The organism is Bacillus andreraoultii (assembly GCF_001244735.1).
GTDB lineage: Bacteria > Bacillota > Bacilli > Bacillales > Caldibacillaceae > Caldifermentibacillus > Caldifermentibacillus andreraoultii.
On the sequence record NZ_LN868935.1, the window covers coordinates 64,436 to 88,489 of the forward strand.

Below are 24,054 nucleotides of genomic sequence, written 5' to 3' on the forward strand. Positions count from 1 at the left end.
ATAATTTTGGAGGTGCCCTTATGTTTAAACATTATAACATGAATCAAGTAGTTTTACCGCTAAATTTAGAAATTAAGTTGAAAGAAAACGATATTGCTTTTGCGATCAATGATCTTGTCGAGAGTATTCCCGAAGAAGCTTTCGAGGACTTCATACGACAAACCGGCCGTCCCGCGTATCATCCTCGTATGATGTTGAAAGTCATTTTGTGTGGATATACGCAATCCGTGTTTTCCGGCCGTAAAATAGAAGCTTTATTACAGGATAGTATCCGCATGATGTGGCTAGCTCAAGGACATGAACCTAGCTATCGCACCATCAATCGCTTCCGTTCTAATCCACTCATTGAAAACATCCTACGTGAATGCTTTGTCCAGTTCCGAAATCAGCTCGTGGAAAAGGAATTGATTGAAGAGGAAGCCATTTTTATTGATGGTACAAAAATTGAAGCAAACGCAAATAAGTTCACCTTTGTATGGCGGAAGTCCATTGAAAGATATAGTGATAAGCTAATTGAAAAGTCCAATCAACTGTATGATGAGCTGCTAGAGAAGGAGATCATCCCAGCAATAGAGCGAGAAAAGGAAGAGGAACTTTCCGTCAAAGAAATGGAAGAAGTAGTCGAAAAGTTAGACGAGAAAATCGAGGAATATAATAAAAAGATTGAAGTATCTGAAGTTGGGAGTGAACGGAAAAAGCTCCGTTCCGAACGCAAATTACCCATACAATCTCGGAAGCAATGGATGGATTTCATTACTCGCAAACAAAAGTATCAAAACGATATGGAGATTTTCGGTGATCGCAATAGTTACTCAAAGACGGACCCAGATGCGACGTTTATGCGCATGAAGGACGACTACATGAAGAACGGTCAATTGAAAGCTGGTTACAATGTCCAAATTGCGACGGAAGGTCAATATGTGCTCGCTTACGATGTTTTCCCAAACCCGACCGATACACGCACTTTAATTCCTTTTCTCGACACGATTGAAGAAAACTTTTTCGAGCTTCCGGAATTCATTGTCGCGGATGCAGGATATGGTAGCGAACAGAATTATGAAGATATCATCGAGAATCGAAATCGAACGCCACTTATTACATACAATCAATATCGAAAGGAGAAGAAAAAGAAGCATAAGGACAACGCTTTTCATGTAGATAATTGGGAATATAATGAGGACGAAGATACTTTTCTGTGCCCAAATGGTCGGAAAGTACGATTTAGCCATCATTCCAAACGAACAGACAGGTACGGATTCACCCGTGAATTTAAAGTGTACGAGTGTGAGGACTGTTCGGATTGTCCACTCCGCGATTTATGCACGAAAGCAAAAGAAGGGAACAACCGAAAAGTCTACATGAATGAAAAGTGGGAGTCCCAAAAAGAATATGTACGTACGAAGCTTTCAGACGAGAAAACTGGTGAAATTTACGGAAAACGTAAAATTGATGTAGAACCAGCGTTCGGTTTTCTGAAGGCTAATTTAGGTTTCACTCGTTTTTCCGTCAGAGGAAAACAGAAAGTGAAAAATGAATTAGCCTTTGCGTTGATGGCGGTGAATATGAGAAAAGTCACCGCCATCAGCGGTAAAATAGTGACGAGAAATGGAAAAACCCCACAAAAAAGGTTCCAAGCAAATTTTTTATTGCCTGGAACCTTTTTATATACTACTTTTGGCTAGTTATGTCCCAGCCTCTTNATCCTACGTGAATGCTTTGTCCAGTTCCGAAATCAGCTCGTGGAAAAGGAATTGATTGAAGAGGAAGCCATTTTTATTGATGGTACAAAAATTGAAGCAAACGCAAATAAGTTCACCTTTGTATGGCGGAAGTCCATTGAAAGATATAGTGATAAGCTAATCGAAAAGTCCAATCAACTGTATGATGAGCTGCTAGAGAAGGAGATCATCCCAGCAATAGAGCGAGAAAAGGAAGAGGAACTTTCCGTCAAAGAAATGGAAGAAATAGTCGAAAAGTTAGACGAGAAAATCGAGGAATATAATAAAAAGATTAAAGTATCTGAAGTTGGGAGTGAACGGAAAAAGCTCCGTTCCGAACGCAAATTACCCATACAATCTCGGAAGCAATGGATGGATTTCATTACTCGCAAACAAAAGTATCAAAACGATATGGAGATTTTCGGTGATCGCAATAGTTACTCAAAGACGGACCCAGATGCGACGTTTATGCGCATGAAGGACGACTACATGAAGAACGGTCAATTGAAAGCTGGTTACAATGTCCAAATTGCGACGGAAGGTCAATATGTGCTCGCTTACGATGTTTTCCCAAACCCGACCGATACACGCACTTTAATTCCTTTTCTCGACACGATTGAAGAAAACTTTTTCGAGCTTCCGGAATTCATTGTCGCGGATGCAGGATATGGTAGCGAACAGAATTATGAAGATATCATCGAGAATCGAAATCGAACGCCACTTATTACATACAATCAATATCGAAAGGAGAAGAAAAAGAAGCATAAGGACAACGCTTTTCATGTAGATAATTGGGAATATAATGAGGACGAAGATACTTTTCTGTGCCCAAATGGTCGGAAAGTACGATTTAGCCATCATTCCAAACGAACAGACAGGTACGGATTCACCCGTGAATTTAAAGTGTACGAGTGTGAGGACTGTTCGGATTGTCCACTCCGCGATTTATGCACGAAAGCAAAAGAAGGGAACAACCGAAAAGTCTACATGAATGAAAAGTGGGAGTCCCAAAAAGAATATGTACGTACGAAGCTTTCAGACGAGAAAACTGGTGAAATTTACGGAAAACGTAAAATTGATGTAGAACCAGCGTTCGGTTTTCTGAAGGCTAATTTAGGTTTCACTCGTTTTTCCGTCAGAGGAAAACAGAAAGTGAAAAATGAATTAGCCTTTGCGTTGATGGCGGTGAATATGAGAAAAGTCACCGCCATCAGCGGTAAAATAGTGACGAGAAATGGAAAAACCCCACAAAAAAGGTTCCAAGCAAATTTTTTATTGCCTGGAACCTTTTTATATACTACTTTTGGCTAGTTATGTCCCAGCCTCTTNAAGAGGAAGCCATTTTTATTGATGGTACAAAAATTGAAGCAAACGCAAATAAGTTCACCTTTGTATGGCGGAAGTCCATTGAAAGATATAGTGATAAGCTAATTGAAAAGTCCAATCAACTGTATGATGAGCTGCTAGAGAAGGAGATCATCCCAGCAATAGAGCGAGAAAAGGAAGAGGAACTTTCCGTCAAAGAAATGGAAGAAGTAGTCGAAAAGTTAGACGAGAAAATCGAGGAATATAATAAAAAGATTGAAGTATCTGAAGTTGGGAGTGAACGGAAAAAGCTCCGTTCCGAACGCAAATTACCCATACAATCTCGGAAGCAATGGATGGATTTCATTACTCGCAAACAAAAGTATCAAAACGATATGGAGATTTTCGGTGATCGCAATAGTTACTCAAAGACGGACCCAGATGCGACGTTTATGCGCATGAAGGACGACTACATGAAGAACGGTCAATTGAAAGCTGGTTACAATGTCCAAATTGCGACGGAAGGTCAATATGTGCTCGCTTACGATGTTTTCCCAAACCCGACCGATACACGCACTTTAATTCCTTTTCTCGACACGATTGAAGAAAACTTTTTCGAGCTTCCGGAATTCATTGTCGCGGATGCAGGATATGGTAGCGAACAGAATTATGAAGATATCATCGAGAATCGAAATCGAACGCCACTTATTACATACAATCAATATCGAAAGGAGAAGAAAAAGAAGCATAAGGACAACGCTTTTCATGTAGATAATTGGGAATATAATGAGGACGAAGATACTTTTCTGTGCCCAAATGGTCGGAAAGTACGATTTAGCCATCATTCCAAACGAACAGACAGGTACGGATTCACCCGTGAATTTAAAGTGTACGAGTGTGAGGACTGTTCGGATTGTCCACTCCGCGATTTATGCACGAAAGCAAAAGAAGGGAACAACCGAAAAGTCTACATAAATGAAAAGTGGGAGTCCCAAAAAGAATATGTACGTACGAAGCTTTCAGACGAGAAAACTGGTGAAATTTACGGAAAACGTAAAATTGATGTAGAACCAGCGTTCGGTTTTCTGAAGGCTAATTTAGGTTTCACTCGTTTTTCCGTCAGAGGAAAACAGAAAGTGAAAAATGAATTAGCCTTTGCGTTGATGGCGGTGAATATGAGAAAAGTCACCGCCATCAGCGGTAAAATAGTGACGAGAAATGGAAAAACCCCACAAAAAAGGTTCCAAGCAAATTTTTTATTGCCTGGAACCTTTTTATATACTACTTTTGGCTAGTTATGTCCCAGCCTCTTTTACTCTTATGCTCGTGACCAATAAAAAAACTAAAGGGACGCGAAAACCTCCAGGCGAAACGAGAGATTAGAGCTCGGTTGTTGAGAAAGAGGGTTTTTGGGCTTTAATGCAATGCTGCTAGAACTATCCTTGCGCGTTTATGCGCACAAGGATAGTAGAAATTGAAACATTTATACTTTCTTATTAGCCAATAAATAACTTGGACAAGCCTTTTTTCAATAAAACCGCTCATAAACACATTTTCGCTCAGTATTTTCAAAAGTTGCTTTCTGAATTTGTCATTTTCGATCATAATTATTTTTCAAAAATCCCCCAACAGTTTAATAACATTGTCATTGCCTTCTGTAAATCAGCCTCACGAATACCAGCAAAACCAATGACAATTTTTGGTGGTAAGTCAACCCTTTTTATCATGGAATAGTTAGAAACAGGATATACTTTTAATCGAGCATTCAACGCACGCTCAACTAATTCTTCTTCGTTCATACCATTATTCACTGCTAAGACAAGATGAAAACCAGAATGTGCACCAAAGACGGTTATTTGGTTTTCATACGGCTTAAACAAATTTAACACCAATTCCAATTTTCTACGGTAAATTTTTCGCATTCGATTCAAATGTTTCTCGAATTCCCTATTACGCATAAATTCGGTTAACAAAACTTGGTCAAGACGGGAAACGGAACATTGATAAAAGTTTAGTTCAGTTGTATATTTTTTTATTAAACGATCAGGTAACACCATGTAACTAATTCGTATAGATGGCATGAGTGCTTTTGAAAAAGTTCCTAAATAAATCACTTTCCCATTTTGATCCATCGATTGTAATGACGGGATAGATTTACCGCTATAACGAAACTCACTATCATAGTCATCTTCAATAATATATCGATTCTCTTTCGCAGAAGCCCAATTTAATAGTTTTATTCTTCGATTGACAGAAAGAATGGACCCATACGGAAAATGATGAGAAGGTGTAACATAAACAACATCAATATTTCCGGCTTCTATCTCCTTCACATTAACTCCTTCTTCATCAACTTCAAGAGGAAATACTTCGTTCTGAAATTTCTTCAATATATGTGAGATGACATGATAGCCTGGATCTTCCACCCCATATATTGTTCGTTTATCGAGCAACATGATTAATTGTTGTAGTAATATTTCTAGACCCGCGCCAATGATAATTTGATTCGGATGACAATGAACACCTCTTGCTTGAAATAAATATTGACTGATCTCGCTACGTAAATCATACTCTCCTTGCCTATCCCCTAACAATAAATAATGATGATTTTCATTCGCCATAATTTGTTTGGCATATTTTCTCCATCTTTCAAAAGGGAAATGTTCTGTATCGACCCATCCTGGATGAAAATTGTAAATAATCTGCTCTTCATTTTTATTTACTTTTATATCTTTTTTTACTTCTTGTCTAACATATTCTAAATCTTCATAAGCTAGCACATAATATCCTTTTCGTGGAATACTTTCAACATACCCTTCTGCCACTAACTGTTCATAAGCTGTTTCGACTGTGTTTTGGCTAATACTTAAAAAATTAGCTAGCTTCCTTTTTGATGGGAGCCTTTCTCCAAAAGTAATATTTCCAATAGCGATCTCCTTTTTTATATAAAGATATAGCTGCTCATATAATGGTGTTTCCTGATTACGTTCTAAATGGATTGATAACATTTCCATTCTTCTCACCCTAACTGACATGATTGTTTTTATAAAAACTGACACTTTTAACAATGTCAGTACCTATTTATAATATAATAGAATTCAAAAAATGCAAAATATATCAAATGCTTTTTGGCATGAATCCTAATTTGTAGAAGTATAGAACTTCTGCTGATTAGAGTTGAACTTCAGGAAGTAGGCTTCTTAATTCTACATAAAAAATTGAAAGAAATGGAGTGGAAAAAATGGAAAAAATGGTAGGTACGGATTTAGTGAAAAGAGGTATGGCGCAAATGCAAAAAGGTGGCGTCATTATGGATGTTGTAAACGCAGAGCAAGCGAAAATTGCTGAAGCCGCTGGAGCTGTAGCTGTAATGGCTTTAGAACGTGTACCATCCGATATTCGCGCAGCAGGTGGCGTGGCAAGAATGGCAAACCCTCGTATTGTTGAGGAAGTCATGAATGCTGTTACAATTCCTGTCATGGCTAAGGCTCGTATTGGTCATATAGTTGAAGCTAGAGTACTAGAAGCAATGGGTGTTGATTACATAGACGAAAGTGAAGTATTAACACCAGCTGATGAAGAATTTCATTTATTAAAAAGTGAATTTACCGTTCCTTTCGTATGTGGTTGCCGTGATTTAGGAGAAGCTGCTCGGCGAATTGGTGAAGGTGCTGCCATGTTACGAACAAAAGGAGAACCAGGTACAGGAAATATTGTTGAAGCAGTCCGCCACATTCGTAAAGTAAATGCGCAAGTACGAAGAGTCGTTCACATGAATGATGATGAATTAATGACAGAGGCAAAAAATCTCGGTGCACCATTTGACGTATTAAAACAAATTAAAGAAGCAGGCCGTCTTCCAGTAGTGAACTTTGCTGCTGGTGGTGTTGCAACTCCTGCAGATGCTGCGTTAATGATGGAACTAGGTGCAGATGGCGTATTCGTTGGTTCAGGAATTTTTAAATCTGAAACACCGGAAAAGTTTGCTAGTGCCATCGTTCAAGCAACTACGTACTACCAAGACTATGATTTAATTGCCAAATTATCAAAAGACCTTGGAACTCCTATGAAAGGAATTGAAATCTCCACATTAGCTGCTGAAGAAAGAATGCAAAACCGTGGTATATAAGGAATTAGGGAGGTAACCACCCCCGTTTTCTCTCGTACTTTTTAAATTATGTTGATTTGTTGATGGGCAAGTGACGTGAATCTTTCTTGCCTATTTTTTTGATTAAATAGGAGGTATATGAAGTGAACGATATAACTATCGGTGTTTTAGGCCTTCAAGGTGCTGTAACTGAACATATAGAACAAATTGAATCGCTTAGTACAAAAGCTATCATTGTAAAAAATCCACACCAATTAGATGAAGTTGATGGCCTCATCTTACCTGGTGGAGAAAGTACAACAATGCGAAAATTAATTGACCAGTATGGATTTTTTGAGCCTTTAAAACAGTTTTCTGAAGATGAAAAACCAATCTTTGGAACTTGTGCAGGAATGGTATTAGTTGCTAAAGAACTAGTCGGTTCCAATGAGTCACATCTCGGATTAATGGATATTTCCGTAAGAAGAAATGCTTTCGGACGTCAACGAGAAAGTTTTGAAGCAGATTTAACTGTAGTAGGTTTTGATCAACCATTCCACGCTGTTTTTATCCGTGCCCCATATATTGAACAAGTTAAAGAAAACGTTGATGTACTAGCAAACGTCGATGGGCATATTGTTGCCGCAAAACAAGGTCATTTATTAACAAGTGCTTTCCACCCAGAACTAACGAATGATACACGTTTTGTACAATTGTTTATTAAAATGGTTAAGGAAAACAAGGCAAAAGCACTATTAAATATTTAATTTTTTACCTTCTGACCCTTTTAGTTTAAGGGGTCTTTTTTTGATTAAATTTATCACAATTACTCATACTAAGCTTGTCATTATTTATTTAAATTTTACGGTCAGGAGCAAAACTTATGAAGAAACTTACATCTGTGTTCATATATTCGGCAGTTATTTTACTATTGTTAGTAATCTTTGGTATATTTTCACCAAACCTTCTTGAATCGGTCACAGCAAGTATTCAAGACTTTATTACAAATGCCTTTGGTTGGTACTATTTGATTGTCGTTACTTGTTTTCTTGCTATTTGCTTTTATTTATTTATTACCCCAGTTGGGAGAATAAAATTAGGTAAACAAGAGGATAAACCTGAATTTTCTCGGGGAACTTGGCTTGCGATGCTATTTAGTGCAGGGATGGGAATTGGTCTTGTCTTTTATGGAGCAGCTGAACCACTCAGTCATTATGCAATTAGCTCGCCTACGGGGGAACTAGGTACACAACAAGGGGTAAAAGATGCATTAAGATTTACCTTTTTCCATTGGGGACTCCACGCTTGGGCTATTTATGGAATTGTCGCTTTAATACTTGCTTATTATAGCTTTCGTAAAAATGAACCTGTAACAATAAGTGCTACTTTAAAGCCAATTCTTGGTAATAAAGTTACTGGGAGAACCGGGAAACTCATTGACATTTTAGCTGTTTTATCAACTGTTTTTGGTGTTGCAACTACTTTAGGCTTTGGTGCCATGCAAATTAATGGTGGTCTATCTTATTTGTTTCATATACCTACTTCATTTTGGATTCAACTAGTTATCATTATTATTGTTACATTTCTCTTTACCCTTTCATCTCTATCCGGTTTAGGAAAAGGGATAAAAATTTTAAGTAATGCAAATATGTTCCTTGCTTTTTTATTACTCTTTATGATGTTTTTCATTGGTCCTACATTAACCATTTTAAATTTATTTACCGATTCAATCGGTGGGTATTTACAGAATTTACCAAGAATGAGTTTCCGGATTGCTCCCCTTGATCCAGAGGCACGTGAATGGATTAATAGCTGGACGATTTTCTATTGGGCGTGGTGGATTGCTTGGTCCCCGTTTGTCGGGATTTTCATAGCTCGAGTTTCAAAAGGTAGAACAATCCGTGAATTCATTTTCTATGTTTTATTAGTACCATCCGTTATTGGGTTCTTTTGGTTCTCTACTTTCGGTGGTTCTGCCATTCGTCTGGAAGCAACTAGTATTGCTAAAATTTCAAATCTTGCCGTCGAACAGTTATTATTTGGCGTATTTGACCATTATCCATTTGGAGTGATTATGTCAATTATTGCCATTATTCTCGTCGTTACATTTTTTATCACATCTGCAGATTCTGGAACGTACGTATTATCAATGATGTCTTCCAATGGTGCACAAAATCCGCCCAATCGACTGAAGTTAGTATGGGGTATTTTACTTGCAGCAATTTCCCTTGTCTTATTATACTCTGGAGGTTTAATGGCTTTGCAGAACGCCATGATTATTGCTGCTTTACCGTTTTCTGTCATCATGATATTAATGACTGCGAGTTTGTTTAAGTCATTGAATGAAGAAGTGAAAAAAATAACAAAAAAAGTAAGGTGAACCTATGTAAGTAAGATTCACCTTACTTTTTTCAATTAAACATGGGAGCGTTTCTTTAACACACTTCCTTGAATAAGTTCACGAATTTCTTCTCGTTTCCCATTATTAAACAAATCAACAATTTTACTTCCAACAACAACGCCATCACAATAGGTGCCAAGTTCTTGCGCTTGGTTTATAGTGGACACACCAAACCCTGCTAAGACAGGGACTGTACTTACCCCTTTTAACATTTGTAAATAGTCTTTTACTTGTTCATCGTGATGATTACGAACACCTGTCGTACCCATAACAGAAACAGCATATAAAAAGCCTTCCGTACGACTCGCAATCAGTTGAACCCGTTCAATCGGACTAGTGATCGCCACTAATCTAATGAATGCTACATTATTCTCTTGCAAGATACCGGCTATCAATTCTTCCTCTTCCAACGGTACATCCGGGATAATGACTCCATCAACCCCAGCCACAACACATTTTTCCACAAAGTTTTCAATTCCATAATATAAAACTGGATTTATATAGGTCATTAAAATAATCGGTATAGTACGTTTATGTTTAAAGCTTTTTAGTCGATCTAGTACGCTCGCTAATGTTGTTCCATTTGTTAACGCTCTTACTCCTGCACTTTGAATTGTCGGGCCATCTGCTGTAGGGTCAGAAAACGGAATACCTAGTTCTATTGCTGAAACACCACAGTCCGTTAGAAATTGAATCCGGTCTTCCAATACATCTAACCCCCCATCGCCAGCCATAATATAAGGAACAAACAATTTTTCACCCCTAGCTAATCGCTCATTTAATATTCGATTAATTTTTTCCTTGCCCATTTTATCGACTCTCCAACCGGTCCATTACTTGTTCTACATCTTTGTCCCCTCGACCTGACAAACAAACAACTAACGTTTCCTCTGATTGCATCGTTTTTGCTAGCTTCAATGCATAAGCAATTGCATGTGCGCTTTCTAACGCCGGTATAATTCCTTCAGTCTTTGTTAAAAATTGAAATGCAGTTAACGCTTCGTCATCCGTAATTGGCTCATAAATTACTCTTCCTGTATCGTGCAGGTGACTATGTTCTGGTCCCACTCCTGGGTAATCTAGACCAGCTGAAATGGAAAACGCCTCCTTTACTTGGCCACCTGGTGTTTGTAAAAGCTTTGATAATGTTCCATGGATTATTCCAGCCTCCCCCTTTGTCATTGTCGCCGCATGTTGCTCTGTATTTATTCCTGCACCAGCTGCTTCAACTCCATATAATTTGACTGACTCCTCTTCTATAAACGGGTGAAACATTCCGATTGAATTACTTCCTCCACCAACACAAGCAACAACTGCATCTGGAAGCTTTCCAGTTTGTTCAAGGATTTGTTCCTTTGTTTCTTTCCCAATCACGGTTTGAAAGTCACGAACAATTAATGGAAATGGGTGCGGTCCGACAGCTGAGCCTAAAATATAGTGCGTATCCGTTACATGACTTGCCCAGTATCTTAACGCTTCATTTGTCGCATCCTTTAACGTTCCACTCCCACTCGCAACACCTCTTACTTCTGCCCCTAACAATTCCATACGAAATACATTCAATTTTTGCCGTTTTATATCTTCTTCACCCATAAAGACAACACAATCTAAACCAAACAATGCACAAACAGTCGCTGTTGCAACTCCATGTTGACCCGCTCCTGTTTCCGCAACTACCTTCTTCTTTCCCATCCGAAGTGTAAGCAAAGCCTGCCCGATTGTATTGTTAATTTTATGTGCTCCTGTATGATTCAAATCTTCTCTTTTTAGAAATATCTTCGGTCCTCCAATTGCTTTCGTTAATTGTTCTGCATAATAAAGGGGTGTTTTTCTACCAACATATTGTTGTAAGTAATACTCGACTTGTCGGTTAAACTCTGGATCATTTTTAGCAGATTGATAGGCTTCTTCAAGTTCCAAAAGTGCTGGCATTAATAATTCCGGTACAAATCTACCTCCGTAGTTTCCGTAACGCCCCCGGTTATCTGGCATTGTATAAGTTGTCAATGCGCTCATCCTTTCCACTTGTTTTTGCTCGATTAATAAATTGAGTCATTTTTCCTGAATCTTTTTTTCCGTCTGTCTCTACGCCACTAGATACATCTACGCCAACTGGTTTAACAATAGAAATCGCCTCACTGACATTGTCTACTGTTAATCCACCTGCTAAAATTAATTTTCTTGAATCTACCCTATAGTCTAAAAGGCGATGCCAGTTAAATGGTTTCCCTGTTCCACCTCGATATTTTCCTCGTGGACTATCTATTAAATAATAATCACATGGGTACGAGTGAATTTCTTCTCGATTGATCGAATTTGCCCCAAATGCCTTTATTATCCGATAGGGTAGTTGTTCGGCAACCGTAGCCGATTCTTCCCCGTGTAATTGTAAAAAATCAAGCCCTACAAAATTAGCAATATCTTTCATTTTTTCAGGTGACTCGTTAACAAAGACTCCAACCTTTTTTATTTTCCCAGGCAATTGTTCAGCGATTTCTTTAGCAACTTGAGGTGTTACTTGCCGTGAACTTTCAGCAAATACAAAACCAATAAAGTCGGCTTCTGCGTTCGCTGCTGCATTTGCGGCAGATAATGTTTGGATTCCACAAATTTTTACAAGCATTCTACTCACTCCTTATTGATTTTTCAATGGGACTCGGAATGCTTTAAATTGTTCGTCAAGTTTTTCTGCCCGCATAAAGGTCTCACCTACTAAAATTGCTTTTGCTCCAGCATCTCTTACTCGCATAACATCTTCCCGCGACTTCATTCCACTTTCACTTACTAAAATTATTTCTGGATCTGTAACCATTTTTGTTAACCGCTCTGTAACGGCTAAATTTACTTCAAATGTTTTTAAATTCCGATTGTTAATCCCAATAATATCTGGCTTTAACATGAGTGCTCGCTCCATTTCCTCCTCGTTATGAACTTCGATAAGGACTTCTAAATTTAATTCAACTGCATATTGATATAAATCCTTAAGTGTGCAATCATCTAGAGCTGCCACAATTAATAAAATGATGTTTGCGCCAGCTGCTTTGGCTATGTCTATTTGTAATTGGTCAATAATAAAGTCTTTACATAAAATGGGTAACTGCACCTCTTGACTCACTTGATTTAAATCATTCATAGATCCTTGAAAAAACGTTTCGTCTGTTAAAACCGAAATGGCCGTTGCACCTAAAGATTCATATTTTTTTGCTTGAATGACAGGGTTAACTTCACTATTAATCGCTCCCTTAGACGGTGAGGCACGCTTTATTTCCGCAATGATGTTCATTTCAGTTGAATTTGACACGAACTCTTTAAAACTTGGTACAGAATAATTTTTCACAGGGGCAATAGATTGATTTGAGATTCGTTTAATCTCTTCTCTTTTTTTGGCAATAATTTTATCCAGGATTGTCATTTAAACCACCTCTCGCGGTACTTTTTTACTGAATCCGATTAAATATTGTAACCTTTTTAATGCTTCCCCCGATTCGATACTTTCTCTCGCCTTTTCAATTCCTTCATGTATCGTCTTTGCTTTCCCACTCGTAAAAATTCCTAATCCAGCATTTAATAACACGGTGTCATAATAGGCTCCTTTTTTCCCTTTTAAAACATCCAGTAATATTTCAGCATTTCGATTTGCATCACCACCGCGAATCGCCTCAATGGAATACATTGGTAATCCGACTTCTTCTGGTGATAATGCTAACGATGTTATATTACCGTTATCCAATAGGACTAGATGGTTTTCTCCTGCCAAAGTAGCCTCATCAAGACGTCCAGCCCCATTTATAACAACTGCTCGATTCCTTCCAAGTTTCTTTAACGTTTTTGCCAACATTTCACAATAAGCCGAATCATAAACACCGAGTAGTTGCGAATTTAATTGAACAGGATTTGTTAGCGGGCCGATAATATTAAAAACAGTGCGAATTCCTAAATCTCTTCTTACTTTCATAAATGGCTTCAGCGATGCGTGGACATTTGGTGCAAATAAAAAAGCGATATTATTTTCTTGTAGCAATTCCTCGATATGTTGTTTAGATAGGGTTAAGGAGACACCTAAAGCTTCTAAGACATCCGCACTACCTGATTTACTCGTAATACTCCTGTTGCCATGTTTAGCAACAGTAATTCCCGCTCCTGCAATGACAAATGCAGACGTCGTGCTAATATTAAAGCTAAAAGATTTGTCGCCACCTGTCCCACAATTATCAATTGCATCATTAATTGTCGGTACTTGTAAAGTTGATTTAGATAAAATCACATCAACAATTCCCGCAATTTCATCGGCTGTTTCGCCTTTTGCTTGCATCGCGGTTAAAAGTGCTGCAATCTCAACATCTGTCGCTTCTTCAAGACAATAACTTGTCGCTTCCTTCATTTCTTCAAAAGTCAAGTCTTCACCACTGATTAATTTTTCCAAGTACATTTTCATGGGGTAATCTCCTTTCTCGAAACCATTTCAATAAAGTTTTGGAAGATTTGCTTTCCGTCTTCGGTACCAATTGATTCGGGATGAAATTGAATTCCATATAACGGATAATCCTTATGTTTAATTGCCATTATTTCTTTGTCATCAATGGAGTTTGCGACTATTTCCAAATCCTCCGGTAATTCATTTTTATTGATAACAAGTGAGTGGTATCTCATAGCAGTCACTTGTTCTGGAATATTTTTTACGATACCACAACCATTATGGGTAATTATGGAAGTCTTCCCATGCATAATTTTTTCGGCTTGCAAGAGTGCTCCACCGAAAGCAACGGCAATAGCTTGATGACCTAAACAAATACCTAATATTGGGGTCGTTTGATAAAATTGTTGAATCACTTCAATGCAAATACCAGCATCCTCAGGTGTTCCTGGTCCTGGAGAAATAATAATTCCTTCAGGTTGTAGCTTTTCAATATCTAAAATGGAAATTTCATCATTACGGGCAACTTGAACCTTTACTCCTGCTTCTGAAAAGTATTGAAAAATGTTATACGTGAAAGAATCATAGTTATCAATCAATAAATACATTTTGTACCACCTCCATTAACGACTTTGCTTTATTTAATGTTTCTTCATATTCTAAGTAAGGGTTGGAATCATGAACAATACCGGCCCCTGCTTGTAAATATGCTTTCCCATCGATAATTACAAGGGAGCGAATCGCTAATGCCATATTCAAATCAAAATTGTAATTGATATAGCCCACACCCCCCGCATAAACGCCTCGTTTCTTTTCCTCCAACTCATTAATAATTTGCATCGCCCGAATTTTCGGTGCTCCAGATACAGTTCCAGCTGGTAAGCACGATATTAATGCGTCGATACTTGTAAGATCTTCCCTTAGTTGCCCTTTTACCTCTGAAACGATATGCATGACATGTTGGTATTTTTCTATTTTCATATATGTTGGTAGCTCAATCGTTCCACTTTTTGCCACTTTACCGAGATCATTTCTACTTAAATCAACGAGCATCTGGTGTTCTGCCAGTTCTTTTTCATCGGAAAGCAACTCTTCTGCTAAGCGACTATCCTCTTCATCTGTTTTCCCGCGGGGTCTCGTTCCCGCAATCGGATTTGTAATCATCTCTCTCCCTTCCGTTTGAATTAAACTTTCAGGAGATGCACCGAGAAGGGTGTAATCACCAAAATCGATATAAAACATATATGGAGAAGGATTTGCTTTCCGTAATTTTTGATAAATGTGAAATGGATCTCCGTCTATTTGAGCAATAAATCGTTGGGACAAAACAACTTGAAAAATGTCTCCTTTTTGAATATATTCCTTTGCCTCCTCCACTTTTTTTATAAAAGTGTCCTCTGTTATCTCTGGAAAAAATTGGACTGAACTGACTTCGATGTCACCTATTTCGTTCCCGTTTTTCAGTTTCTCTTCAAGTTTATTTAAACGCTCATCTAATTCCGTTTCTAATTCTTGTTCTACATTTACTGCCACCAAATATACCCTATCTTCTTTATGGTCGATGATGATCGTTGTTTTATAGAGTAAAAAATGGATATCTGGCATTTGTATGTCATCGGGAAGATCTGAACCAATACATTCAAATTGTCGAATGGCATCATAACCAACATAACCAATTGCCCCACCATAAAATGGAAGTGAAATATCCAAGTCAATTTTTGGCAAATATTTTTTCAATACAACAAGCGCATTTTCTCCAAATTTTTCCGTTACACCTGTTTCATAGTGATACATAGTCGTTTCACTGCCATTCCCAATGATTCCCATATATGGTTCCTCTCCAATAAAAGAAAACTTCCCCTTCTTTTTATGTTGAAAGGTACTTTCTAATAAAAATTTCTTTTTACCAGTCAGCCGATTATAAATATCTGTCGGTGTTAAATTTACATTTGCCAATCGAATAAATTTATAAAGCGGGGGATTTTTACTCACACAAATAACTCCTTTCATCACTACAATTTTTTCAAATAAAAAAGCCCTCTACAAACACAATCAGTCTGTGTTCGTAGAGGGCGATTGTACACCGCGGTGCCACCTCAATTGAAAAGAATACATATCTCTTCATCTTCTTCAGATACAGGTACCAAGATTAAGCTCGGTGTAACCGATATCCTATCCGTATAACGTCGGAATAACGAATCAACTTACTGAATTAGGTTAGGAACAAATGATATCCTTTCTAATCTTTCAGTCTTTCTCTCGTAAGGCCATTCAGCAAACGTCCACGTACTGGATTTCCACCAACGCCAGCTCTCTGTCACGCTTCCATCTTGCTTACTCTTCTTACTCATCGAGTTTATCCTATTCAGTTTTCTTAACTTTAGTATCGAAACGTTGAACTACCACTAGGCTAAAGCCTTAGGGGTTTTATGCCCCCCTTAAAAAAACACAAAAATCCCCCATCCATTAAAGGACGAGGGACCGCGGTACCACCTTTATTAGCAAAAACAGCTCACTTTAGCATAATCAAGCAAATGCTTAATTATTGTCCAAGATAACGACCGGACGTTTATCGCCAAAGCCTACTGCAAAAATTTCGGTTCGGTTTGGAAGCTCAGAAGCCCATTCTTCTATCCGATCACACTAGTTTGCACCACCCACTAGCTCTCTTCAGTGTCTAAATAGAATACTACTCTTCATCATCGCTTTACAATAAATTGAATTGTTGGAATTAATGATAAATCATTTTAATTACGGTGTCAATAATAATTTTTAAATTTTTAAAATTATTTACCTATACAAAAATAAAAAGGAATTATTTCAATAAGGTCGTATAAATTCATATAAAAGGGTATTGGAGGGATACTTATGGAAAAAGATTTATTCCATACAATTGTAACGGTTCGCGGGTTGACAGAAAATTTGTTGAATCAAATCCCTGAACAAATAGTTGATATCATTCCAGATGGCTTTAATAATAACATACGTTGGAATTTTGGCCATATCGCGGTCATACAAGAGAAATTAGCATTTGAAGCGCTTGGAGAAGAATTGGGGTTACCTTACGAGTTTGTTACCTATTTTGCAGCAGGAACGAGCCCAAATAATTGGGATAAAAGCGTTCCATCTCTAGATGACATACATTCGGTTTTAACAGAACAAAAGTCTAGAATTCAGTCAAAACTAAAAGGTCGCTTAAACGAAGCATTACCTTCCACATTAAGAATAAACCGCCTTATTTCGTTAACGACTGTAGCCCAAACACTTCAATTCAGCCTATTCCATGAAGGGATGCATATCGAAACCATTAAAAACATTCAACGTCTAATTAAATTGAAAGTGTAATTTATAGGGCTTGATCGCTTGAAGTAGCTATCAGCCCTTTTCTTTATTTAAGGCATGATTTTATATAAGATACGAAATTGTGAACAACATCCATCTCATAACATTGATAAAGTGTTCTTGTACCAACAACATCTTCAATTTCGTTAAATAAAAAATGGCCGTCTTTGTCTAGAAGAAAATCAATTCCTACAAAATCAAACCGGGTGAATCTAATAATTTTACCAACTAATTGCTTTTCATCTTCTGTTAACGAATACGGTTCAACTTGTCCTCCCAATGAAAAGTTCGATTTGAAACTCGTCTCCGAATATCTTTTTACAGCTGCCAAAATTTGATTTCCTAACACAAATACACGTATATCAGTTCCAGGGTTACCACACACTTCTTGTAAAATATACTCATCTGATGGAAAGTTTTCGATTTTCTCGGTTAACGCATCCCGATTTTGTAATAAAAAAACTTCATTTCCTCCATGTCCATTAACCGCTTTTAAAACAAGAGGAAAGGCATGATTCAATTGCTCCAATGGGGTATAGTTACGGTTTACGAACCATGTTTTGACTGACTTAATTCCGTTGGCATTAACAAATTGATGTGTTCGTCCTTTATGATTACAAATTTCTGTCACAAAGGACGAATTAAAGACGCGACTTCCCATTCGTTCAAAATGTGTTGCGATTAAACTATCACGACTTCGATTAATAACAAATGATGGGCGTTTCATCCGTTTATTTTTCACCGTAACAAAAAGCTCCTCATCCATACCAAGTACAAGTTCATCGGTTAATACGAGTTCAATATGAAGATGATGGTCTCGCCCGCAATCCATTATCTCATGGGCAAACCATTGATTTTTCTCGTAATCTTCTCTATGGTAAACTAACAAACCATTAATCATTGGTCATCTTCTCCAATATGTAATCAATAATATAAGAGGACACATCTACTCCTGTACAATCAAATACATTTTTTATATGAGCATTTGAATTCACTTCACAAATTATCGGTTCTCCATTTTCACCAAATAATAAATCTACACCGGAAAAATCTGCACCTACCGCTTTAGAAGCTTTTACCGCGAGCTCCATAAAACTTTCTGGTGGATCAAACTTGTGCGCCTTACCACCATTTGTTATATTCGCACGAAAGTCCGTACTGTTCGTCCGATACATGGACGCAACTACTTTTTCCCCAACTACAAATAAACGAGCATCTTTACCAAAACTTGAGGAAATAAACTCCTGATACAAGTGAGGTGTATATAATAATTCTTTTCTTTTCGCGAGCAATTCCTCATAATTGTGAATTAAATATACTTGTGCACCAAATGATCCGAATGCTTCTTTAATAATGTGTGGATAGGTAAAATGTTGTTCCACTACATCGGTAAAATGATTATCTTTCTCACCGGTTCCGGGAAACATCAATGGTGAAAATAATGTTTTCGGTGTTCTTATATGTTGTTGTGCTAGTAATTGATGAGTAATTACTTTATCATCACAAGCTTCAATTGTATCGGCACTGTTAAATAGTTTTAGCCCCATTCGTTCAAGCTGTTTTGCTAATCGAATATCTTTATCTAAAAAAAGAACAAAATCTGGCTCCTCAAATGGTTCATCTAATTTTATCGTTAGCGAATAATTGTCTATCATACTATAGATTTCCGTATTTTTAATCAATTTTAATTGAATCCCTTTTTTTATCGCTGATTGCCTGTACATTTCATTAATTTGGAGGAACTTATTTGACAGTAAACTCCCATTATATATTAACCAACCTGTTTTAATCATCGAAAGTCCCCTATCTATTAGTCTTTGTCATATTTTCATTTACTTTAATTGGAACATAATTATATATAGAAAACAACAATCCCATTGACAGAAAAATTCAAATAAACTATAATCACGTTAAAATAATATTATTAAGCAGCTAGACGAAATAACATCCTTTTATTATATGATAAAATGATACGATATTTATATTATACTTAAGAATCGTCTCTACTGTTTAATCAGTGGGGACTTTCTGTTTAGATAGTATTCTATTTATCTATTCAGTAAAGAAAACTAAAGGGGCGCTAGAGTCTTCAGACGAAAGTAGAGCCGTAGTTGCGCTTTTGCGTATAAGAAGCCCCACTTTAAACGGACCGTCAAGTCGTTACGTGGTGGGTTATTGACTTTATAAGGGAGAGGATCGAATGAAGGAGAGAATATTACAATTACAGCCATACAAACCTGGAAAATCTGCGGAAGATATTAAAAGAGAATACAATATTACTCATGTTGTAAAACTGGCTTCCAATGAAAATCCATACGGGTGTTCACCTCGTGTTGCTACAGCACTACAAGATGTCTTAAAAAACAGTGCGATTTACCCAGACGGACACACAACAAAATTACGAGAAAAACTAGCTGATTTTTTACAAGTGAAAGAAAGTCAATTGCTCTTTGGTAGCGGACTAGACGAAGTCATTCAAATGATAAGTCGTGTTCTACTAACTGAGGGCGATAATATCGTAACGGCAAATGAAACTTTTCCGCAATATAAGCATCATGCGATTATTGAAGGTGCAAACGTGCGAGAAATCCCTTTAACTAATGGTATTTTTGACTTAGATAAAATAGCTGAAGCGATTGATGAACAAACAAAAATTGCTTGGATTTGTAACCCGAATAATCCAACAGGTACATATGTTTCAGAAGATATGTTGCGGTCTTTTCTAGAAAAAGTCCCTGTTCATACAATAGTCATTTGCGATGAAGCGTATTTGGAATACGTAACAGCAACAGATTTTCCACAATCCATTCCTTTATTAAACGAGTTTAAAAATCTAATGGTTCTTCGTACATTTTCCAAGGCATACGGGCTAGCTTCTTTTCGAATAGGTTACGCAATTGGTCATGATGAAATCATTGAAAAAATAAATATCGCACGACTTCCATTTAACACTTCAACTTTTGCCCAAGTTGCTGCATACACGGCCTTAGATGATCAAACATTTATTAATCATTGCACGAAAAAAAATGCCGAAAATTTAATACGATATGAAGCTGTTTTACAAGAATTACCTGTTGAATTTTACCCATCACAAACAAACTTTATATTCATTAAGTGGAAAAAACCAAATGATTTGTTCAACCATTTACTAACAAACGGATATATTGTTCGTCCATTTCCAAATGGTGTTCGGATAACGATTGGAACGAATGAGCAAAATGAAGGTGTGATTAATTGTTTACGAGATTACTTTACATAAGCTATGATTCGGGCTGGCGAAAAGTCAGCTCTATTTGTTATGTTAGAGAAACTCCAGACTTATAAAGAAACGTATAAGTGTTAGTCTTTGGATATCATGAAGACAAGGCTTGACCTAGAAATTCTTGTTTCAGCTACTAGAAAAGTATAAATATTATAAGTTTCCCTATGCCTTTGGCGAATAGAGGACGAGTCCAAAGTTTTTTTTATTTCACTGTAGCACCACCAAAGTCGTCATCTGTACATTTTGGAAGTAAGCCCCCATTCAAACAACGCATATAATTCAACAGCACCTCTTGTTAAGATTGACTTATCAATCAAAGGAGGTGCTTTTCATATGCCAGAACAAAAATTAACTATTGTCCCCGTAACATTGCATTCCAATACAGAAAATACTCCAATCACAAAATCAACTGTCTCCTCTTCGAATTCAACTTGTACAATTAAGTTTGGTAAAGTTGAAATCTCCTTCTCCAACGGTATTGATGAGCACATCATTCAAACTGTCATGAGGGAGTTGAAAGATTTATGAGACATGATTACTCGAGTGTGAAAAATATCTATATTATCTGTGGTAAGACAGATATGAGAAAAGGAATAGATGGATTAGCTACACTAATTCAGGATTCTTTTGAACTGGATCCTTATGGTGATTCAATTTTCTTGTTTTCTGGGTGGAGTAAAGATCGCTATAAATGTTTATATTTTGACGGTGACGGCTTTGCCATGCTTTATAAGCGATTAGATAATGGAAAACTTCAATGGCCCAGAAACGAAAAGGAAGTACGAAATCTATCCCAACAAGAACTACGCTGGTTATTAGAAGGGTTATGCATTCAGCAGCCAAAAGCCATTCAACCATCTCAAAAAGGACAATTTTAACTCTATTAAAGTTGAAATAAAGCTATTTTCATTACGTTCAAGATGCTATACTAATATTATCTTATTTGAACGAAAAGTGGTGAGTCTTGTGGTTAATGCTTCGTCTAATAATCAGAATCAATACGAGAAATTAATTCGGCTTCTTGAAGAACAATTAGCTCATTCTAATCAACAAAATGAAGCATTATCCAAACAGATAGAATCACTAACTGAGCAAGTTCGCTATTTAACGAAACTTTTATATGGATCAAAAACAGAGAAAACGAAATATAATGCACATGATGATAAGCAAATTTCATTATTCGAAGATGATTCGTCTTTTAATGAATCTGAGCACACAGAAGAACAAAGCCAACAAACGATTTCTTACACTGTTGTACGCAAAGTTCAGAATAAAAAACGGAATGATTCATTACATGAAAATATTGAAGTAAAGACCATTCATTATCATCCGGATAATACGATTTGTGATTGTTGTCAGTGTCAGATGACTGAAATAGGTACGACAATTGTCCGTGAAGAGGCTGAATTCATACCTGCAAGAATGGAAAAAATTCAACATATTGAACATGCATATGAATGTAGAAACTGCAAAGCCGATTTATCCCAAAAGGCACAAATTAAACGTGGCAAATCACCTCAGCCTCCGATTCAACGAAGCATTGCTGGTCCGAGTGTTCTTGCCAAGGTTATTTATGATAAATTCGTTCAATACTTACCCCTTTACCGGCAAGTAAAGGAATGGGATCGTTATGGATTAAATACAAATGATAAAAATCTTTCTAATTGGGTTATTCGGGCATCACATGACTGGCTTTTGCCTATATATGAGCGAATGAAAAACATCATGCTAAAAAAGTCCATTTTACACGTCGATGAAACTTATGGACAAGTTATCAATCGATCGGATGGAAAACCTGGCCAATCTAACGCTTATAACTGGGTTTATCGAAGTGTACCTAGTCAAGGTCCAACTATCGTTCTGTTTCAAAGTTCATTATCACGAGCTCGATCTGTTCTTGAAGGCTTTATTGAAAATTATTCAGGAACGATTGTCTGTGATGGTTACTCAGCATATGACAAAATTGAAGGGATTACCTTTGCCAATTGTTGGGCTCATGTTAGACGTTATTGGTTAAAAGCAGACAGTAAAAACGGACGAATTGGTGTAAAATACTGCGATGATTTATTTCGCCTTGAAAGGGAATTTAAGCACTTATCCCCAAGTAAACGAAGGAAAAATCGCAAAAAGTACTCGAAACCGTTAGTTGATAAGTTTCTTTCCTGGGTTGAAAAATCACCATTTTACGGGAAAAATGCACTCGCTAAAGCAGCTGAATACACGCTAAATAGAGCGAACGGATTAAAAGCATTCTTGAATGATGGCCGAATAGAGATTGATAACAATCCCGCCGAAAATGCCATCCGCCCGAATGTAATTGGTCGAAAAAACTGGTTATTTTCCGTGAGCGAAGCTGGTGCAAAAGCAAACGCAATCTGCCTTAGTATCGCAGAAACAGCTAAAGCGAATGGGATAGATTTCTACCAGTATCTAGTAAGGATACTGAAAGAACTACCAAATTTGGATATCCATAGAAACCCAGAAATTATAAACAACTATTTGCCTTGGTCAAAAACAATCCAAGCAGAATGTGTAAAATAACCGTAAATCTGATAAAAAAATCATGGTTTTACGGTTATTTGTAGTACGTACCATTAAGGTGCGTTTATTTTTTTATTTCGGGCTTACGTTTGGAATGATTTTGAATAAAAAAATGCTTGGAAGTAAATGTACTCCAAGCAAAAAGCAACAAAGTTAAATAGAAACTGTTATTTTTTTGATTTTCGTTTGATAATATTCTCAATCGTTTCCGTTGATATTTCATAGTTATTATGAAATGTTGAATATAAATAAACCTCTTTCCCATCATCAAACACGACTTTCGGTGACAAAATCCAAAAATCATATGCAGATTTATCTGTTGGTTCAACCATCATATCAAAATTCACTTTTTTATTTGGTTGAAGTTCAAAGGGCGTTGTTTTCAGATCTTCATATGTTAAGTCTTTGTTGTCAAGTATTATTTCTTTAATATTCATGACACTGTCTGTATTATTAATTAATTCGATTTTCAACTTATCAATTGTTGGATACGCAACAGTATATGAATCATAGTCAAATAAATGTTGATCTTTCCTATCTCTACCATCAATAAACTCAATGATTCCTATCTTATCACTTACTAATATATGATTGTTTTCCCGAATCCGGAAGTCTTTCATATGCTGTATTTTAAGTAAATCATCTGTTGTGAAGGTTGTTTCCAAATTAATTAGTTGATAATCATCACCATGATATGTAACTTTATCACCAACATGAACAACGATATCCGATGTTATCATATCACCTACATCTATGTGAAGTTGACCTTCCTTCTCTTTTAAATAGTTCGCTTGTTCTTTAGAGGTGATGGCAAGAATATTTATTACACCATCATCGTCTTCAAGTAATAATTGTCCATTCCACTTCCCTACATAGAATGTTGATTGATCAAATTTCATCTTACTACTTCCCGTTGTTTCTTTGAAAGCGAATTCAAAAAAACAAAAACGATGCAAATAACTATGAGTATGATTACTGGCAAAA

General features: G+C 36.9%; 19 protein-coding genes, 2 pseudogenes and 2 other annotated features. Of the genes and pseudogenes, 10 read left to right on the forward strand and 11 right to left on the reverse strand.

Annotated features, from left to right (window positions below; translation table 11 throughout):
- Window positions 1-20 precede the first annotated feature (20 nt).
- Window positions 21-1,581: pseudogene (locus BN2144_RS00745) on the forward strand (IS1182 family transposase); the annotation flags it as partial.
- 125 nt (window positions 1,582-1,706) lie between these two features.
- Window positions 1,707-4,406: pseudogene (locus tag BN2144_RS21065) on the forward strand (IS1182 family transposase); the annotation flags it as partial.
- A gap of 224 nt (window positions 4,407-4,630) precedes the next feature.
- Here BN2144_RS21065 and pdxR read toward each other — a convergent pair.
- The gene (pdxR, locus tag BN2144_RS00765) at window positions 4,631-6,037 is read right to left on the reverse strand and encodes a MocR-like pyridoxine biosynthesis transcription factor PdxR (protein ID WP_033826463.1); all 1,407 of its coding nucleotides are present in this window, start codon (window positions 6,035-6,037) and stop codon (window positions 4,631-4,633) included.
- A gap of 236 nt (window positions 6,038-6,273) precedes the next feature.
- Here pdxR and pdxS point away from each other — a divergent pair, with 236 nt between their 5' ends.
- The 3 genes from pdxS (at window position 6,274) to BN2144_RS00780 (ending at window position 9,490) form a co-directional block, all read left to right on the forward strand.
- Window positions 6,274-7,152, forward strand: a complete 879-nt coding sequence (gene pdxS, locus BN2144_RS00770) for a pyridoxal 5'-phosphate synthase lyase subunit PdxS (RefSeq protein WP_222860072.1) — start codon at window positions 6,274-6,276, stop codon at window positions 7,150-7,152.
- A gap of 131 nt (window positions 7,153-7,283) precedes the next feature.
- The gene (pdxT, locus tag BN2144_RS00775; protein ID WP_033826612.1) at window positions 7,284-7,877 is read left to right on the forward strand and encodes a pyridoxal 5'-phosphate synthase glutaminase subunit PdxT; all 594 of its coding nucleotides are present in this window, start codon (window positions 7,284-7,286) and stop codon (window positions 7,875-7,877) included.
- 116 nt (window positions 7,878-7,993) lie between these two features.
- Entirely contained in the window at window positions 7,994-9,490 is a 1,497-nt protein-coding gene (locus tag BN2144_RS00780; RefSeq protein ID WP_033826465.1) for a glycine betaine uptake BCCT transporter, read from the forward strand.
- A gap of 35 nt (window positions 9,491-9,525) precedes the next feature.
- Here the strand turns inward: BN2144_RS00780 and trpA are convergent, their stop codons facing one another.
- Genes trpA through trpE form a run of 7 tightly spaced genes read right to left on the reverse strand, consistent with a single transcriptional unit; the run spans window position 9,526 to window position 15,935 of the window.
- Entirely contained in the window at window positions 9,526-10,320 is a 795-nt protein-coding gene (gene trpA, locus BN2144_RS00785) for a tryptophan synthase subunit alpha (protein WP_033826466.1), read from the reverse strand.
- Between the two features lies 1 nt (window position 10,321).
- The gene (trpB, locus tag BN2144_RS00790; protein ID WP_033826467.1) at window positions 10,322-11,518 is read right to left on the reverse strand and encodes a tryptophan synthase subunit beta; all 1,197 of its coding nucleotides are present in this window, start codon (window positions 11,516-11,518) and stop codon (window positions 10,322-10,324) included.
- On the reverse strand, window positions 11,493-12,134 hold the full coding sequence (locus tag BN2144_RS00795) for a phosphoribosylanthranilate isomerase (protein WP_033826468.1): 642 nt from the start codon (window positions 12,132-12,134) through the stop codon (window positions 11,493-11,495). Before BN2144_RS00795 ends, trpB begins: the two co-directional genes overlap by 26 nt.
- A gap of 12 nt (window positions 12,135-12,146) precedes the next feature.
- Entirely contained in the window at window positions 12,147-12,923 is a 777-nt protein-coding gene (trpC, locus tag BN2144_RS00800) for an indole-3-glycerol phosphate synthase TrpC (protein WP_033826469.1), read from the reverse strand.
- Entirely contained in the window at window positions 12,924-13,946 is a 1,023-nt protein-coding gene (gene trpD, locus BN2144_RS00805; protein ID WP_033826470.1) for an anthranilate phosphoribosyltransferase, read from the reverse strand.
- Window positions 13,943-14,533, reverse strand: a complete 591-nt coding sequence (locus tag BN2144_RS00810; protein ID WP_033826471.1) for an anthranilate synthase component II — start codon at window positions 14,531-14,533, stop codon at window positions 13,943-13,945. Before BN2144_RS00810 ends, trpD begins: the two co-directional genes overlap by 4 nt.
- Complete coding sequence (trpE, locus tag BN2144_RS00815) at window positions 14,517-15,935, reverse strand: anthranilate synthase component I (protein WP_050632154.1); 1,419 nt, start codon at window positions 15,933-15,935, stop codon at window positions 14,517-14,519. Before trpE ends, BN2144_RS00810 begins: the two co-directional genes overlap by 17 nt.
- A gap of 55 nt (window positions 15,936-15,990) precedes the next feature.
- Window positions 15,991-16,285: a binding site (T-box leader), on the reverse strand.
- 106 nt (window positions 16,286-16,391) lie between these two features.
- Window positions 16,392-16,637: a binding site (T-box leader), on the reverse strand.
- Window positions 16,638-16,793: 156 nt separating this feature from the next.
- On the opposite strand from trpE, the gene BN2144_RS00820 reads away from it, so the two are divergent.
- A complete protein-coding gene (locus BN2144_RS00820) occupies window positions 16,794-17,270 on the forward strand; it encodes a DinB family protein (RefSeq protein WP_033826473.1) in 477 nt (158 codons plus the stop codon).
- Window positions 17,271-17,313: 43 nt separating this feature from the next.
- Here BN2144_RS00820 and BN2144_RS00825 read toward each other — a convergent pair whose 3' ends face one another.
- Window positions 17,314-18,168 (reverse strand): ATP-grasp domain-containing protein, encoded by an 855-nt coding sequence (locus BN2144_RS00825; protein WP_050632155.1) that lies wholly within the window; start codon window positions 18,166-18,168, stop codon window positions 17,314-17,316.
- Entirely contained in the window at window positions 18,161-19,060 is a 900-nt protein-coding gene (locus tag BN2144_RS00830) for an ATP-grasp domain-containing protein (protein ID WP_033826474.1), read from the reverse strand. The genes BN2144_RS00825 and BN2144_RS00830 overlap by 8 nt, the downstream gene beginning before the upstream one ends.
- A 407-nt stretch (window positions 19,061-19,467) precedes the next feature.
- On the opposite strand from BN2144_RS00830, the gene hisC reads away from it, so the two are divergent.
- The 4 genes from hisC to tnpC all read left to right on the forward strand — a co-directional run bounded on the left by hisC (window position 19,468) and on the right by tnpC (window position 23,070).
- Window positions 19,468-20,526 (forward strand): histidinol-phosphate transaminase, encoded by a 1,059-nt coding sequence (hisC, locus tag BN2144_RS00835; protein ID WP_033826475.1) that lies wholly within the window; start codon window positions 19,468-19,470, stop codon window positions 20,524-20,526.
- A gap of 336 nt (window positions 20,527-20,862) precedes the next feature.
- Window positions 20,863-21,057, forward strand: coding sequence for a hypothetical protein (locus tag BN2144_RS00840; RefSeq protein ID WP_033826476.1), 195 nt, complete (start codon window positions 20,863-20,865; stop codon window positions 21,055-21,057).
- The gene (tnpB, locus tag BN2144_RS00845; RefSeq protein WP_033826477.1) at window positions 21,054-21,407 is read left to right on the forward strand and encodes an IS66 family insertion sequence element accessory protein TnpB; all 354 of its coding nucleotides are present in this window, start codon (window positions 21,054-21,056) and stop codon (window positions 21,405-21,407) included. The genes BN2144_RS00840 and tnpB overlap by 4 nt, the downstream gene beginning before the upstream one ends.
- Before the next feature lie 88 nt (window positions 21,408-21,495).
- Window positions 21,496-23,070, forward strand: coding sequence for an IS66 family transposase (tnpC, locus tag BN2144_RS00850; RefSeq protein WP_033826478.1), 1,575 nt, complete (start codon window positions 21,496-21,498; stop codon window positions 23,068-23,070).
- 167 nt (window positions 23,071-23,237) lie between these two features.
- On the opposite strand, the gene BN2144_RS00855 is transcribed toward tnpC, so the two are convergent.
- Complete coding sequence (locus BN2144_RS00855; RefSeq protein WP_033826479.1) at window positions 23,238-23,969, reverse strand: hypothetical protein; 732 nt, start codon at window positions 23,967-23,969, stop codon at window positions 23,238-23,240.
- Between the last annotated feature and the right edge of the window lie 85 nt (window positions 23,970-24,054).

Bases quoted from the DNA above. Each gene is read 5' to 3' on its own strand.
- trpD (WP_033826470.1), bottom strand. From the start codon at position 13,946: ATGAAAATGTACTTGGAAAAATTAATCAGTGGTGAAGACTTGACTTTT.
- BN2144_RS00820 (WP_033826473.1), top strand. From the start codon at position 16,794: ATGGAAAAAGATTTATTCCATACAATTGTAACGGTTCGCGGGTTGACA.
- BN2144_RS00825 (WP_050632155.1), bottom strand. From the start codon at position 18,168: ATGATTAATGGTTTGTTAGTTTACCATAGAGAAGATTACGAGAAAAAT.
- tnpB (WP_033826477.1), top strand. From the start codon at position 21,054: ATGAGACATGATTACTCGAGTGTGAAAAATATCTATATTATCTGTGGT.
- BN2144_RS00780 (WP_033826465.1), top strand. From the start codon at position 7,994: ATGAAGAAACTTACATCTGTGTTCATATATTCGGCAGTTATTTTACTA.
- BN2144_RS00810 (WP_033826471.1), bottom strand. From the start codon at position 14,533: ATGTATTTATTGATTGATAACTATGATTCTTTCACGTATAACATTTTT.
- trpE (WP_050632154.1), bottom strand. From the start codon at position 15,935: ATGAAAGGAGTTATTTGTGTGAGTAAAAATCCCCCGCTTTATAAATTT.
- hisC (WP_033826475.1), top strand. From the start codon at position 19,468: ATGAAGGAGAGAATATTACAATTACAGCCATACAAACCTGGAAAATCT.
- pdxR (WP_033826463.1), bottom strand. From the start codon at position 6,037: ATGGAAATGTTATCAATCCATTTAGAACGTAATCAGGAAACACCATTA.
- trpA (WP_033826466.1), bottom strand. From the start codon at position 10,320: ATGGGCAAGGAAAAAATTAATCGAATATTAAATGAGCGATTAGCTAGG.
- BN2144_RS00795 (WP_033826468.1), bottom strand. From the start codon at position 12,134: ATGCTTGTAAAAATTTGTGGAATCCAAACATTATCTGCCGCAAATGCA.
- trpC (WP_033826469.1), bottom strand. From the start codon at position 12,923: ATGACAATCCTGGATAAAATTATTGCCAAAAAAAGAGAAGAGATTAAA.
- pdxS (WP_222860072.1), top strand. From the start codon at position 6,274: ATGGTAGGTACGGATTTAGTGAAAAGAGGTATGGCGCAAATGCAAAAA.
- BN2144_RS00855 (WP_033826479.1), bottom strand. From the start codon at position 23,969: ATGAAATTTGATCAATCAACATTCTATGTAGGGAAGTGGAATGGACAA.
- BN2144_RS00840 (WP_033826476.1), top strand. From the start codon at position 20,863: ATGCCAGAACAAAAATTAACTATTGTCCCCGTAACATTGCATTCCAAT.
- BN2144_RS00830 (WP_033826474.1), bottom strand. From the start codon at position 19,060: ATGATTAAAACAGGTTGGTTAATATATAATGGGAGTTTACTGTCAAAT.